The 15086-nt window shown below is 72.1% G+C and carries 11 protein-coding genes; 9 read left to right on the top strand and 2 right to left on the bottom strand.

What is annotated here, in order from left to right:
* Positions 1 to 86 precede the first annotated feature (86 nt).
* Positions 87 to 1292, bottom strand: coding sequence for a 4-hydroxyphenylpyruvate dioxygenase (gene hppD, locus DKT68_RS15985; protein WP_109818208.1), 1206 nt, complete (start codon positions 1290 to 1292; stop codon positions 87 to 89).
* A 139-nt stretch (positions 1293 to 1431) separates the two neighbouring features.
* Here hppD and DKT68_RS15990 point away from each other — a divergent pair, with 139 nt between their 5' ends.
* The 6 genes from DKT68_RS15990 (at position 1432) to DKT68_RS16015 (ending at position 10915) form a co-directional block, all read left to right on the top strand.
* Complete coding sequence (locus DKT68_RS15990) at positions 1432 to 1938, top strand: Lrp/AsnC family transcriptional regulator (protein WP_109818209.1); 507 nt, start codon at positions 1432 to 1434, stop codon at positions 1936 to 1938.
* 102 nt (positions 1939 to 2040) lie between these two features.
* On the top strand, positions 2041 to 3498 hold the full coding sequence (locus tag DKT68_RS15995; protein ID WP_407940749.1) for an outer membrane protein assembly factor BamB family protein: 1458 nt from the start codon (positions 2041 to 2043) through the stop codon (positions 3496 to 3498).
* A gap of 136 nt (positions 3499 to 3634) precedes the next feature.
* Positions 3635 to 5302 carry a fumarate hydratase gene (locus DKT68_RS16000; RefSeq protein ID WP_109818210.1) on the top strand — a complete coding sequence of 556 codons (1668 nt, stop codon included), beginning with the start codon at positions 3635 to 3637 and terminating at the stop codon, positions 5300 to 5302.
* A gap of 259 nt (positions 5303 to 5561) precedes the next feature.
* Entirely contained in the window at positions 5562 to 8543 is a 2982-nt protein-coding gene (locus tag DKT68_RS16005) for an AfsR/SARP family transcriptional regulator (RefSeq protein WP_109818211.1), read from the top strand.
* 35 nt (positions 8544 to 8578) lie between these two features.
* Positions 8579 to 9988, top strand: coding sequence for a class II fumarate hydratase (locus tag DKT68_RS16010; RefSeq protein WP_201749060.1), 1410 nt, complete (start codon positions 8579 to 8581; stop codon positions 9986 to 9988).
* 330 nt (positions 9989 to 10318) lie between these two features.
* Positions 10319 to 10915: a GNAT family N-acetyltransferase gene (locus DKT68_RS16015; RefSeq protein WP_109818213.1), complete on the top strand. Its 597-nt coding sequence runs from the start codon at positions 10319 to 10321 to the stop codon at positions 10913 to 10915.
* Here DKT68_RS16015 and DKT68_RS16020 read toward each other — a convergent pair.
* Entirely contained in the window at positions 10882 to 11427 is a 546-nt protein-coding gene (locus DKT68_RS16020) for a CGNR zinc finger domain-containing protein (RefSeq protein ID WP_109818214.1), read from the bottom strand. The genes DKT68_RS16015 and DKT68_RS16020 overlap by 34 nt on opposite strands.
* A gap of 85 nt (positions 11428 to 11512) precedes the next feature.
* Between DKT68_RS16020 and DKT68_RS16025 the strand changes: the two genes are divergently transcribed.
* The 3 genes from DKT68_RS16025 (at position 11513) to DKT68_RS16035 (ending at position 15081) form a co-directional block, all read left to right on the top strand.
* Entirely contained in the window at positions 11513 to 12475 is a 963-nt protein-coding gene (locus tag DKT68_RS16025) for an EamA family transporter (RefSeq protein ID WP_109818215.1), read from the top strand.
* 13 nt (positions 12476 to 12488) lie between these two features.
* Positions 12489 to 13274 (top strand): HAD family hydrolase, encoded by a 786-nt coding sequence (locus DKT68_RS16030; protein WP_109818228.1) that lies wholly within the window; start codon positions 12489 to 12491, stop codon positions 13272 to 13274.
* A 97-nt stretch (positions 13275 to 13371) separates the two neighbouring features.
* On the top strand, positions 13372 to 15081 hold the full coding sequence (locus DKT68_RS16035; protein WP_109818229.1) for a S8 family serine peptidase: 1710 nt from the start codon (positions 13372 to 13374) through the stop codon (positions 15079 to 15081).
* Positions 15082 to 15086: the final 5 nt, after the last annotated feature.

Raw genomic sequence — 15086 nt, forward strand, 5'->3', positions numbered from 1 at the left:
AGGTGTGTATAAGAGACCGGTGGCGGGCGGGGGCCCACCGACCGGCGGCGTCGGGTACGACGGAGGCTGCGTCACGCCCGCAAGTGTTACAGGTTGCCGCGTGCTTCCTGCTCCCGCTCGATGGCCTGGAAGAGCGCCTTGAAGTTGCCCTTGCCGAAGCCCAGCGAGCCGTGCCGCTCGATCAGCTCGAAGAAGACGGTGGGGCGGTCCTGCACCGGCTTGGTGAAGATCTGGAGCAGGTAGCCGTCCTCGTCCCGGTCGACCAGGATCCGGCGGGCCTTCAGCTCCTCGATCGGCACCCGCACGTTGCCGATCCGGGCGCGCAGCTCGGGGTCCTCGTAGTACGAGTCCGGGGTGTCCAGGAACTCGACACCGGCCGCGCGCATCGCGTCGACGCTGGCCAGGATGTCGTTCGTGGCGACCGCGATGTGCTGGGCGCCCGGGCCCTGGTAGAACTCCAGGTACTCGTCGATCTGCGACTTCTTGCGGGCCACGGCCGGCTCGTTGAGGGGGAACTTCACCTTGCGGGTGCCATTGGCCACGACCTTGCTCATCAGCGCCGAGTAGTCGGTGGCGATGTCGTCGCCGATGAACTCCGCCATGTTGGAGAAGCCCATCACCCGCTTGTAGAACTCGACCCACTCGTCCATGCGGCCCAGCTCCACGTTGCCGACCACGTGGTCGACGGCCTGGAAGAACCGCTTCGGCTGGATGCCGGCGTCGATCATCGGCTGCCGGTCCACGATCGGGCCGCGGGCCACGAAGCCGGGCAGGAACGGGCCGGTGTAGCGGGACCGGTCGACCAGGGTGTGCCGGGTGTCGCCGTACGCGGCGATGGCGGCCAGCCGGACGGTGCCGTGCTCGTCGGTCACCTCGTGCGGCTCGACGACGCTGGCGGCGCCCTGGGCGATGGCGTGCGCGTACGCGGCGTCGACGTCCGGCACCTCCAGCGCGATGTCGCTCACGCCGTCGCTGTGCCGGGCCACGTGCTCGGCGCCGTCGGCGTCCGGGCGCACCGCGCCGGTCAGCACGAACCGGGCCGAGCCGCTGGTCAGCACGTACTGGGCGTGATCCCGGTAGCCCTGCTCGGGGCCGCGGTAGGCCACGCAGGTCATGCCGAACGCGGTGGAGTAGTAGTGCGCGGCCTGCTTGGCGTTGCCGACCAGGAAGTGCACGTGGTCGAGGCCCTTGACCGGGAAGGGGTCGTGGCTGATGTCGTGGTCGACAGCGCCGACGAGCCGGTCGACGTCGACGTCCTCGGTCGACTGGGGTCGGTCGATCGCCTGGGTCATGGTGGCCTCCCTCGCGTACCGGCCGGCCTCGTGGGCCGCCGTGGTTGGTTCCTGTGGCGAGGATCGCTGTGTCGGCCGCGAGTGGGCAACTGGCAGAGTAAATGCTGGTCAGGTTGCGCATTCGGTATGGTCTCAACCCATGAAGGGTGAGCAGGCTGTACAGCTGGACGCCCTCGACGTGCGTCTGATCGAACTGCTCGCCGAGGAGCCGCGGATCGGGGTGCTGGAGTGCTCCCGGCGCCTCGGGGTCGCCCGGGGCACCGTGCAGGCCCGGCTGGACAAGCTGGTCGACCGGGGCGTCATCGGCGGCTTCGGCCCGGAGATCTCACCGGCCGCGATCGGATTCGGGGTGACCAGCTTCGTCACGCTGGAGATCAGTCAGCGGCACGGCCACGACCCGGTCACCGCCCACCTCGCCGCCATCCCCGAGGTGCTGGAGGCGCACACCATCACCGGCTCCAGCGACCTGCTCTGCCGGATCGTGGCCCGCTCCAACACCGACCTGCAGCGGGTCATCGACCAGATCGTCTCCTCCGCCGGCATCACCCGCGCATCGACGATCATCGCGCTGGCCGAGCAGATCCCGTACCGCACGCTCCCGCTGGTCCGCAGCGCCGTCCGCACCGAGGGAAGGACGCCCTCCTGACCCCTCCGGTCGCGGAACCGCCCCCCTGTTAACACCTCCGGCCCCAGAAAGCGTGGCGACACGGCGGCGCGGGCGTACGGAAGATCCGTGATCGTGGCTACCGTGTGCGGTGTGTCCAAGGGGAGCGTGCGCGGCGGGCTGCTGCTTGGCCTCGCCGTGGTCGTCGCCCTCGCCGCGACCGGCGTGTGGAATCCCTTTCCGGGCCTGTGGGACTGGGTGGACCGCAGTGAACCCATTTCCGAGCCGGACGTGGTCTGGCAGCAGCGGATCGGCGGCACCCCGCGCAGCGTGACCATCGCCGGCGACACGGTGGTGGTCGAGCAGCGCACCCGCGTCGAAGCCCGCAGCCTGGCCACCGGCGACCAGCTCTGGGAGCGCAAGGCGGACTGGTCCGCGGTCGCCGGCGGTGACCGGGACCCGGTGGTCGCCGTGGGCAAGCTCCTGGTCAAGGGGTACGAGCTGCTCGACCCCACCACCGGCGCGACCCGGCGGCGCGACGACGACGCGGTGGCCGTGTGGACGTACCGCAACCTGCTGCTCGACGCCCACTGCACGGACGCCACCGACTGCACCCTCAGCGCCTGGGACCCACGCGGCACCGCGCCCCTGTGGACGGCCTTCCTGCCCGGGGTGAGCAGCGGGTTGCTCGCCGACAACCCGGGCCTGCGCGGCACCCGCCGGCTCACCGCCACCCGGGTCGACGACGGGGTGGCCGGGCCGGAGCCGGTGCCACCGCTGCTCGGCTTTCCGGTGGACGGCCGTGTGCACGTGGTCGACACCGCCACGGGCCGGGTGCTCCAGAACGTCGAGCCGGGCCGGGACGAGCGCCTGTCCATCGTGGGCGGCCGGATGCTGCGGATCGCCGCCCGATCCCAGGACGGCACCTGCTACTTCGCCATCTCGGCCCGGGACCCGGCGACCGGCCAGGAGGCCTGGCAGCGGGCCGGAGTCAACCTCCGGACCGCCGACAGCGCCGGCTGCGCCCAGCGGGAGGACCCGCAGGGCGCGCGGAACGTGCTGATCGGGGTCGGCCCGGACGGCCGCGAGGCCGTCATCGACGGGTACGACGGGCGCCTGCTCTGGGCCGGCGACCCGGGGGCCCGGCTGATCGCCGTCGACGACCGTTACGCCCTGTTCCGGTCGACCGACAAGCGCTCGGTGGTCGCCCGTGAACTCGGCACCGACCGGGTCCTGTGGACCCAACCCGCCAGCGGCAAGGCCGGCGCGGCGCTCACGCCGTACGCGGCGGTGATCACCGACGAGAAGCCGTCCCGGCTGGTCGCCGTGGAGCCGCGCAGCGGCCGGGAACTGGCCGTCCTGCGGACCCCCGCGAACGCCCTCGCGGTCGGTCCCCAGGGCATGATCGTCGGTGAGGGACGGGAGATCGGGTACATCCGCTTCGGCGCGACCGGCGGCGCCCCCGCCCCGCCACCCGGCGACGGCGGCAACCCCGGCAATCCCGGCCCGGGCGGCACCCGCCCCGGCAGCGGAGACGACGACGACAACTGCGGGCCCAAGCGGGAACTCTGCCCCGATCCCGCCGGCGGCAAGGACGGCTGAGCAGGCGGTCGGCACGGCGTCCCGGACCACGACCGGGGGCCGCCACGGCGCGGCGGGCTCGGCGGATGAGAGCGGCGTCCCAGGACCAGCCCGGCGGGTGGGAATGATCGACCGGTCTGCCCTAGGCTTGCCGCTCATGAGCAGTGCCGCCGCATTCTCGTACGCCCCTCTGCTGCCGACCGGCCCCGACCAGACCGACTACCGCCTGGTCACCGACGAGGGTGTCGACGTCGTCCACGGCCCGGGAGGCCGCCGGTTCCTCACCGTGGAACCGGCCGCGCTCACCGCGCTGACCGCCGAGGCGATGCACGACATCGCGCACTTCCTGCGCCCGGCGCACCTGGCCCAGCTGCGGGCGATCATCGACGATCCGGCCGCCTCGCCGAACGACCGGTTCGTGGCGCTGGACCTGCTGCGCAACGCCAACATCGCCGCGGGCGGAGTGCTGCCGATGTGCCAGGACACCGGCACCGCGATCGTGATGGGCAAGCGCGGTCGGCACGTCCTGACCGACGGCGCCGACGCCGAGGCCATCTCCCGGGGTGTCTACCAGGCGTACACGAAGCTGAACCTGCGCTATTCGCAGCTCGCCCCGCTGACCATGTGGGACGAGCGGAACACCGGCAGCAACCTGCCGGCCCAGGTCGAGCTGTACGCCGAGGACCCGGACGGGCACCCCGACGCGTACAAGTTCCTGTTCATGGCGAAGGGCGGCGGCTCGGCCAACAAGTCGTACCTCTACCAGGAGACCAAGGCGCTGCTCAACCCGACGCGGATGATGCAGTTCCTGGAGGAGAAGCTGCGGCTAATCGGCACCGCCGCCTGCCCGCCGTACCACCTGGCCATCGTCATCGGCGGCACCTCCGCCGAGTACGCGCTGAAGACCGCGAAGTACGCCAGCGCCAAGTACCTCGACGCGCTGCCCACCGCCGGCTCGATGAGCGCCCACGGCTTCCGGGACCTGGAGCTGGAGGCGGAGGTGCTGGAGCTGACCCGCAACTTCGGCATCGGCGCGCAGTTCGGCGGCCGGTACTTCTGCCACGACGTGCGGGTGGTCCGGCTGCCCCGGCACGGCGCCTCCTGCCCGGTGGCGATCGCGGTCTCCTGCTCGGCGGACCGGCAGGCCGTCGCCAAGATCACCCCGTCGGGTGTCTGGCTGGAGCGGCTGGAGACCGACCCGGCGCGTTTCCTGCCCGACGTGACGGACGACTCGCTCGACGCCGAGATGGTCGTCCGGGTCGACCTCAACCGGCCGATGGACGAGATCCGCGCCGAGCTGTCCAAGTACCCGGTGAAGACGCGGCTGTCGTTGTCCGGCCCGCTGGTGGTGGCCCGCGACATCGCGCACGCCAAGATCGCCGAGCGTCTTGACGCCGGTGAGCCGATGCCGCAGTACCTGCGCGACCACGCTGTCTACTACGCCGGCCCGGCGAAGACCCCCGAGGGTTACGCCTCGGGCTCGTTCGGCCCGACCACCGCCGGCCGGATGGACGCCTACGTGGAGAAGTTCCAGGCCGCCGGCGGCTCGCAGGTGATGCTCGCCAAGGGCAACCGGTCGGGCCAGGTGACGCGCTCCTGCCAGCAGCACGGCGGTTTCTACCTCGGCTCCATCGGGGGGCCGGCGGCCCGCCTCGCGCAGGACTGCATCAAGCACGTCGAGGTCCTGGAGTACCCGGAGCTGGGCATGGAGGCGGTCTGGAAGATCGAGGTGGAGGACTTCCCCGCCTTCATCGTGGTCGACGACAAGGGCAACGACTTCTTCGCCGAGGTCACCAAGCCGGTGCTCACCGTCGGCCGTCGCTGACCTTCGGCAGGCGAAGGGGGCGTCGGGCGAATTTGCCCGACGCCCCTTTCTGTCGTCCGTGCTTTACCGACATCGGTGCGCCCGCCCCGCTGGGGTGGGGCGGGCGCACCGCCCCCGTCGGATGCCGTCACCGACAACCCGGAGCGAGTCTCCGGCGCACCGCTGTCGATCCGCTCTCAGATCACTATCGCCGGACGGAGGCGATCCGTGACCGTCGGGCTACTCTGCTGGAAGTTGCACCATCGACGCGGGGGAGCAGATGCGGTTCGGGATCCTGGGGCCTCTGCGCGTCGGCGGTGGCGAGTCCACCGTCACCGCCGGTCGCGACCGGACCGTGCTCGCCATGCTGCTGCTGCGGTCCGGCCGGCTGGTGCCCGTCGACGAGCTGGTCGACGCGGTCTGGGAGGAGCGACCGCCGGCCACCGCCCGGGCACAGCTGCACACCTGCGTGTCGCGGTTGCGGCGCCGGTTCGCCGACCTCGGGCTCGCCCCGGAGACCATCGTCACCGACCCGGCGGGGTACGGGGTGCGTACCGCACCGGCCGACCTCGACGCCGAGGTCTTCACCCGGGGTGTGGAGAGTGCCCGCGCCGCGGTCGCGGCCGGCCGGTTGGCCGATGCCCGTGAGCGGTTCCGTGCCGCCCTGGCGCTCTGGCGCGGCCCGGCGCTCGGCGGGATCCCGAGCCGGAGCGTCCGCCGCCGCGCCCAGGCGCTCGACGAGCAGCGCCTCACGGCGCTGGAGGAGTGCGTCGACGTCGAGTTGCGCCTCGGGCAGGCAGCCGAGCTGCTGGAGGAGCTGACCGAGAGCGTCGACCGGCACCCGCTGCGGGAACGACTGCGCGGGCAACTGATGCTCGCCCTCTCCTCGGTCGGTCGGCAGGCCGACGCGCTCGCGGTCTACCGGGAGGGTCGGCGGATCTACGCCGACGAACTGGGCATCGAACCCGGCGCCGAGTTGCAGGAGCTGCACCAGCGGGTCCTCGCCGGCGACCTGGCCCTGGCCGGCCGGGAGACCCGACTGGTCGGCCCGGTCCGTTCGCTGCCCCGGGCGATCGGTGACTTCACCGGCCGCCAGGAGACGGTGACCCGCCTGGTCAAGGAGATCGAGGAGGACGGCACCCGGATCCAGCTGATCGACGGGATGGCCGGCAGCGGCAAGACCACCCTCGCCGTGCACGTGGCCACCGCGCTCGCCGACCGCTACCCGGACGCCCAGCTCTTCGTCGACCTGCACGGGCACAGCGAGCGCAGCCCGTTGACGCCCGCCACGGCCGTGGCCGCCCTGCTGCGCCAGCTCGGCGTGCCGGCGGAACGGGTGCCGGTGAACCCGGACGACCGGCTGGCGCTGTGGCGAACCGAGCTGGCCGGCCGGAGAGCCCTGCTGGTGCTGGACAACGCGGCCACCGCCGACCAGGTGGCACCGCTGCTGCCCAACGGCTCGCACTGCCTGGTCCTGATCACCAGCCGCCGCCGGCTGGTCGGGGTGGACGAGGGACGGCCGTCGTCACTGCCCGTGCTCGACGCCGACGAGGCGGTCGAGCTGCTCGGCCGGGTGGCCGGCGCGGAGCGGGTCGCCGCCGAGCCCGAGGCGGCCGCGGAGGTGGTGCGACGCTGCGGCCACCTGCCGCTCGCCATCCGGCTGGCCGGCGCCCGCCTGGCGCACCGGCCGCGTTGGCGGGTCGCCGACCTCGCCGAGCGGTTGGTCGCCGGTGCGGGCCCGCTGGCCGAGCTCGCCGCCGGGCAGCGCTCGGTGGGGCAGGCGTTCGCGCTGTCGTACGCGCAGGTCTCGCCGGCGGCGCAGCGGCTGTTCCGGCTGCTCGGTCTGTATCCGGGCGGACGGCTGGACAGCCGGGTGGCCGCCGCCCTCGCCGAGCTGCCCCTGACCGAAGCCCAGGACCTGCTGGACGAGCTGGTCGACGCGCACCTGGTGGAGGAGGTGCAGCCCGACCGGTACCGGTTGCACGATCTGCTCCGCGAGTACGCGCGGCTGCTGCTGGAGCCCGAGGAGCGACGCGACGAACGTCAGGCGGCCCTGGCGCGGCTGCTGGACCATCATCTGTCCGTCACGGCGGCGATCGCTCGGACGATCGAGGCGGCGGGCAGCAGCCGCACCATCCCGGCCGGCACCCCCGCCCGGCCCGACCTGGTGGCCGCCCCGGCATCCGAGGGCCGCGCGTGGTTCGAGGAGAACCTGGCCGCGCTGACCGCCCTCGTCCGGATCGCCGAGGAGGAGGGCTTCCCGGTCCAGTGCTGGCAGCTGGCCCGGGCCTGCTGGCGGCTCAACTTCGATGGTGGGCACCTCGACGAGCTGGTCGAGACCCACACGATCGGGCTTCGGGTCGCCGAGCGGCTCGGCGACGAGGCGGCGATCGCCGTGATGCTCAACTACCTCTCCTCGGCGTACTTCCGGCTGGCCCGCTTCCCGGAGGCGATCAGGTCGATGGAGGTCGCGCTGGGCCTGCGCCGTCGACTCGGGTTGCGCGGAGACGTGCTCAGCACGCTGTGGAACCTCGGCATCTCGTACGCCGGCAACGGCGACTTCCGGCAGAGCAAGGAGAAGTTCGACGAGGCACTCAGCATGGTCAACGGGCTGGATGACGCGTACGCGTTGACGAACCTCCAGAACAACCTGTGCCTGGCGTTGCTCGGCTGGGGTCGCTACGACGAGGCGCTGCGTACCGCGCGGATGCACCTCATGCTGGCCCGTCAGACGAGGGACATGGGGCAGATCGAGCACGCGATCGGGCACCTCGGCATGATCCGGCACCGGATGGGTCACCTCGGCCCCGCTCGCCGGATCCTGCGGGTCGCACTGCATCTCAAGCGCCAGCGGGGCAGTCGGTTCGGCGAAGGCGAGGTGCTCAACGAGATTGGCGTGATGGAGCGCGTCGCCGGGCGGCCGGAGCGCGCCGCCGCCCTGCATCGCGACGCGCTCGTGGCGATGGTGGAGGTGGGCGACCGGGTGGGGCAGTGCGCCTCACGCAACCTGTTGGCCCGGGCGATCCTGGACCAGGGAGACGTCGCCAGCGCGCTCGACCTGCACCGTCGGGTGCTCGCCGACGCCACCCGCATGAGCGCCCGCTACGAGCAGGCCCGGGCGTTGGAGGGCGTCGCCCGCTGCGTGCGGGACAGTGACCCGGCGGCGGCCCGCGCGCACCTCGTCCGGGCGCTGTCCCTGTTCCGGCAGGTCGAGTCGCCGGACCAGCACGAGGCGCAACGGCTGCTGACCGAGTTGGGCTGAGGGTTCATCTGCGAGTCGGCGACGGGCGCGGCAGGATGGTACGCGTGACGACTCCAGAGGCGACCGGTTACCGGATCGAACGCGACTCGATGGGCGAGGTGGAGGTGCCCGCCGAGGCGTTGTGGCGGGCGCAGACGCAACGCGCGGTGCAGAACTTCCCGATCTCCGGGCGGGGCATCGAGCCCGCCCAGATCAAGGCGCTCGCCCAGATCAAGGGCGCGGCCGCGGAGGTCAACGGCGAACTGGGCGTCATCGACGCGAACGTCGCCGCCGCCATCGTCGCGGCCGCCGCGCACGTCGCCGACGGCGGCTACGACGACCAGTTCCCGGTCGACGTGTTCCAGACCGGCTCCGGGACGTCGTCGAACATGAACACCAACGAGGTCATCGCCACCCTGGCCACCCGGGAGCTGGGCCGGGACGTGCACCCCAACGACCACGTCAACGCCTCCCAGTCCAGCAACGACGTCTTCCCCTCCTCGATCCACCTGGCCGCCACGCAGTTCATCGTGGAGGACCTGCTGCCGTCGCTGGTCCACCTCGCGGAGGCGCTGGAGGCCAAGGCGGGGGAGTTCGAGACCGTGGTCAAGGCCGGGCGGACCCACCTAATGGACGCCACCCCGGTCACCCTCGGCCAGGAGTTCGGCGGGTACGCGGCCCAGGTCCGCTACGGCGTGGAACGGCTGGAGGGGTCGCTGCCCCGGCTGGCCGAGCTGCCGCTGGGCGGCACCGCCGTGGGCACCGGGATCAACACGCCGCTCGGCTTCGCCGCCGCCGTCATCCGCAAGCTGCGCGAGTCGACCGGGTTGCCGCTGACCGAGGCCCGCAACCACTTCGAGGCGCAGGGCGCCCGGGACGCGCTGGTGGAGACCTCGGGCCAGCTGCGCACCCTGGCGGTCGGCCTCTACAAGATCGCCAACGACATCCGCTGGATGGGTTCCGGCCCCCGGGCCGGCCTGCGCGAGCTGCGCATCCCCGACCTCCAGCCCGGCTCGTCGATCATGCCGGGCAAGGTCAACCCGGTCGTCGCCGAGGCGATGCGGCAGGTCTGCGCGCAGGTGATCGGCAACGACGCGACCGTCGGCTTCGCCGGCTCGCAGGGCGACTTCGAGCTGAACGTGATGCTCCCGGTGATGGGCCGCAACCTGCTGGAGTCGATCCGGCTGCTGTCCGCGGCGAGCCGGCTGTTCGCCGACCGCCTGGTGGTCGGCCTGGTCGCGGACGCCGAGGTCTGCCTGGCGTACGCCGAGGGCTCGCCGTCGATCGTCACCCCGCTCAACCGCTACCTCGGGTACGACGAGGCCGCGTCGATCGCCAAGGAGGCGCTGGCCAAGCAGACCTCCATCCGCGAGGTGGTGATCTCCCGGGGGCACGTGGACTCCGGCAAGCTCACCGAGACCCAGCTGGATGAAACCCTGGACCTGCTCCGAATGACCCATCCCTGAGGCGGGCCGGGACATACCGCGGCCTTCCTGTCGAGCTGAATCGTCTGCGTCATCACCTCGCCTGCTCGACGCCGACGAGGTCGACCGGCGAGTGGCCGTCCGGATGACACGTCGACGCGTACTCCTGGCGGCTCTTCGTGGTCGCGCCCCCGCGCTGACGCGACCGCCTGGCGCGCGACGGCGGTCGCGGGATTTCCCGCGCACCTTCCCCGAAGGTGCTGCCTCGTGGCGGCCCGAGGCAGCAGTTTCACCGACGTTGCGCGGATCCTGCGAGCGGACGGCGTGGGTAAACGGCTCGACGGTGGTGTGGCTGGGCGGGATGATCCCGTTATGGGTGTGGATGGCATTGACCTGCCTTCGACCGAGCGGCTGCGGCTGCGGCGGCTCACCATGGCCGATGTGGACGCGTTGGTCGAGCTGGACAGCGATCCCGAGGTGATGCGGTTCCTCACCGCCGGCGTCGCGACCCCGCTGGCCACGGTCCGCGACGAGCAGCTGCCGAAGCTGCTGGCCCAGTACGACCGGCATCCCGGCCTGGGTCGCTGGGCGGCTCTGGACCGGGAGACCGGCGCGTTCCTGGGCTGGTTCGCGCTCGACCCGTCGGCGGACGGCACGGAGGCCGAGCTGGGCTACCGGCTGCGCCGCTCGACCTGGGGGCGCGGCCTGGCCACCGAGGGTTGCCGGGCGCTCGTCCGGTACGCCTTCGACACCGTCGGCGTGCGGCGGGTCTGGGCCGAGACGATGGCGGTCAACGAGCGTTCCCGGCGGGTGATGACGAAGGCCGGGCTGCGGTACGTGCGGACCTTCCACCTCCAGTGGGACGACCCGATTCCGGGTACCGAGCACGGTGAGGTGGAGTACGAGTTGCGGGCCGAGGAGTGGGCGGGCGCCGCTCAGGAGCGGCCGGCGGCCCGGCGGGCACGGTAGGCGGTCACCGCGGCGCGGTTGCCGCAGCCGGCCTCGCAGAACCGTCGCGACCGGTTGCGGGAGAGGTCCACGACCACGTTGTCGCAGTCGGGGTACTCGCAGATCCGCAGGCGGGTCAGCTCCCCGGCGCGGACCAGGTCGGCGATCGCCATCGCCGCCTCCACCGCGATCCGGGTGGCCAGCGGCGCGTCGCGGGGCACGGCGTGCAGGTGGTACGGCTCGTCGTCGTGCTCGATGAGCTGCGGCAGCGCCCGGTGTTCGAGCAGCAGGCCGTTGACCACGGCGACGATCTCGGCCGGCTCGGCGTGCCAGATGCGGCGCAGCCGGGGCCGCAGCTCCCGGACAGCGCGCAACTCGGCCTCGGTGTGCTCGTGCCGCCCGCTGTAGGAGTGCCGGGTGAAGAACGCGTCCAGCGCGGCGATGTCGGGCAGCAGCTCGCCGTCCCGGCCTGCCGTGTTCACCAGCGCGGCGGCGGCAATCAAGGAACACTCGGTGTCATGAGCGAATAGCAACTTGACTCCTGTCACGCGGGCCGCCTAGCGTCATGGGCACAAGGATAGTTTGCTCATGACACCGTTGCGTCCGGAGGAGCACAGTATGCAGTCACGACCGACCGCCGGCGCCGCGCTGGCGCTGCTCTCCGCGGTCACCTTCGCCACCTCCGGCACCTTCGCGCGGTCCCTCATCGAGGCCGGCTGGTCGGCCGAGGCGGCGGTGGTCGCCCGGGTCGGCGTGGCCGCCCTGGTGCTGGCGATCCCCGCCCTGCTGTCGCTGCGGGGCAGGTGGCACGTTCTGCGGCAGAACGTCACAGCGATCGGGATGTTCGGGCTGCTCGGGGTGTCACTGGCCCAGGTGTGCTTCTTCAACGCCGTGCGCTACCTGCCGGTCGGCGTGGCGCTGCTGTTGGAGTACCTGGGGATCATCCTCGTCGTGGGCTGGATGTGGCTGCGACACGGGCAGCGGCCGCGACGCCTCACCGCCGCCGGGTCGGCGGCCGCCCTGGCCGGGCTGGTGTTCGTGCTGGACCTCACCGGAACGGCCAGCTTCGACCCGGTGGGCGTGCTGTGGGGGCTGGGCGCCGCCTTCGGCCTGGCCGGCTACTTCGTCCTCGCCGGTCGGGTCGACCCCCGGCTGCCCTCGGTCGCCATGGCCAGCGGCGGGATGGCCGTCGGCGCCGCCGTGCTGCTCGTCATCGGGCTGACCGGTCTGCTGCCGCTGAACGCCACCTTCGGCGAGGTCACCTTCGCCGGGCAACGCACCAGCTGGCTGCTGCCCATCGTCGGGCTGTCCCTGGTGGCCGCCGTGATCGCGTACCTGGCCGGTATCGCCGGCAACCGGATCCTCGGCCCCCGGCTCTCGTCGTTCGTTGGGCTGACCGAGGTGCTCTTCGCGGTGCTGATCGCCTGGCTGTTCCTGGACGAACTCCCCACCGCCTGGCAACTGTTCGGCGGCGCGCTGATCATCGCCGGGGTCGCCCTGGTCCGACTCGACGAGATGCGGGGGTCACCGCCGCCTGCGCCCGTCTCGCCCGAGCCCGCGCTGGCCGTCGACCCACGATGAGACAGTGGGTCCCGTGCTGACCGCCGTGGTGTTCGACGCCGACGAGACCCTGCTCGACCTGCGCCCGGCGGTCACCGGTGGGCTGGTGGCCGTCCTCGACGAGATGCGGCGGCGTACACCGGTGGCGACCGGGGTGTCGCTCGCCGACCTGGAGTCGGACTGGGCCGCCGTCTTCCGGAAGCTCAGGGCCGCGCCGGTGATCGAGATCCGCCGCGCCGCGCTCGCCCGGTCGCTGGCCCGCGCCGGGCTGGACGCCCACCTCGACGAGGTCGCCGCCCTCTTCTTCGCCCGCCGCTTCGCCCTCACCCGGCCGTTCCCGGACGTGCCGCCGGCGCTGGCCACGCTGCGTGCCCGCTACACGCTGGGCTTCGCCACCAACGGCAACAGCCGCGCCGAACGCTGCGGGCTCGCCGGCGAGTTCGTCTTCGAGTTGTACGCGCACGAGAACGGGCTGCCGAAGAAGCCCCACCCCGCGTTCTACGCGGCGGTGGTCGAGGCGGCCGGTGTGCCGGCCGGGCAGATCGTGTACGTCGGAGACTCGTGGGAGCACGACGTGGTGGCTCCTCGGCGGGCCGGCCTGCGGTCGGTGTGGCTGAACCGGTACGGCCTGCCCCGACCGGCCGGGGACGGACCGGATGCCGAGGTGTCCACTCTGGCTGATCTGCCGGCGGTGCTGGCTGAGCTGCCGGGCGTGTCGTCTGACCTGCCTGCCGTGGCGTCCGACCGGCCGTCGCTGCGGGCCGATGTGCCCGACGCGGGCGGCGGCCCGGGTGGGGCGCGCGTCGACCTGGGTGGATGAGGGAGAGATTCAGCGCCATAACGGGCGTTCATCTGGCGGAAACCCGCCCGCTGTTGTGTGATGGCTGCCACGTCCCTCAACGAGAGGATCTGATGTGGTGAGCAAGCGCTTCACCGCCGGTGCCGTCGCGACCGCGGCTGTGCTGGCACTCACGGCTGCGGGCTTGGGTGTACCGGCCAGCGCCGCGCCGACCAGCAACCGGACCTTCACGGTCGTCGCGGAGGACGGCGTCGCCGCCGACACGGCGGTCGCCGCCATCCGCGCGGCCGGTGGCACGGTGGTGTCCCGGTCCGACGAGGTCGGCATGTTCCAGGTGACCAGTGACCGGGCCGACTTCGCGGCCAGGGCCACGGCCGCCCCGACCCTGATCGGCGCCGCCGAGCAGAAGGCGATCGGCCGCAAGCCGAAGCTGGACCGCGTCGAGCAGGAGCACGTGACGGCCGCGACGGCCGCCGCCGGTGCCGCCGCCAGGAAGGGCGCCAAGCTGGACCCGCTCGACGACAAGCTCTGGGGTCTGAAGATGATCCGGGCCGACGAGGCCCGGAAGGTCGAGCCGGGCGACCGCCGGGTGACCGTCGGCGTGCTGGACACCGGCGTCGACGCCAGCAACCCGGACATCGCCGCGAACTTCAACTGGTCGCTGTCGCGCAACTTCGCGCCCGACCTGACCGACGTGGACGGCCCCTGCGAGGTCCCGAGCTGCCTCGACCCGGTCGGGACCGATGACGGCGGGCACGGCACCCACGTGGCGGGCACCATCGGCGCCGCCGCCAACGGCTTCGGTCTCTCCGGCGTCGCCCCGAACGTCTCGCTGGTCGAGCTCAAGGGCGGCCAGGACTCCGGCTACTTCTTCCTCGACCCGGTGGTCAACGCCCTGGTCTACGCCGGCCGGTCCGGCATCGACGTGGTCAACATGTCGTTCTACGTCGACCCGTGGCTCTACAACTGCACCGCCAACCCGGCCGACTCCCCGGAGGACCAGGCCGAACAGCGCGCCATCATCAAGGCGATGAAGCGGGCGCTGGTCTTCGCCCACAACAAGGGCGTCACCCTGGTCGGCGCGCTCGGCAACAACAACGAGGACCTGGGCGCCCCGCGTACGGACGTCACCAGCCCCGACTACGGCGCCAACCCGTACCCCCGGCCGATCGACAACGAGAGCTGCTGGGACCTGCCCACCGAAGGCCCGCACGTGATCGGCGTGTCGTCGGTCGGCCCGTCGGGCAAGAAGTCGGACTTCTCCAACTACGGCACGGAGCAGATCTCGGTCGCCGCGCCGGGTGGCTTCGCCCGGGACGGCTTCGGGACCCCGACGTACAACAGCCCGGGCAACCGGATCCTCTCCACCTACCCGCTGAAGGTGCTCCAGGAGGAGCCGATCTCCCCCACCATCCCGGACCCGCGGGTGGACGCCGACGGCAACATCGACCCGCGAGTGGCCACGCTGGTCTTCAAGCAGTGCAAGGCCAACGGTGAGTGTGGCTACTACACCTACCTCCAGGGCACCTCGATGGCGTCCCCGCACGCCGCCGGCGTCGCCGCGCTGATCGTCAGCCGGTACGGCAAGGCGGAGCGCCGTGGTGGTTTCGGCATGTCGCCGGACGTGGTTGAGCAGCACCTCTACCGGACGGCGGCCGAGCACGCCTGCCCGGAGCCGCGGCTGCAGCAGTACCGCAATGAGGGCCGGGACGAGACCTACGACGCGTACTGCGCCGGTGGGCTCAACTTCAACGGCTTCTACGGGTACGGGATCGTCGACGCCAACGCGGCGGTGAAGACCCCGCTCAAGCCGAACGCCCGACCGTAACGCGA

The organism is Micromonospora acroterricola, from assembly GCF_003172955.1.
Classification (GTDB): domain Bacteria; phylum Actinomycetota; class Actinomycetes; order Mycobacteriales; family Micromonosporaceae; genus Micromonospora; species Micromonospora acroterricola.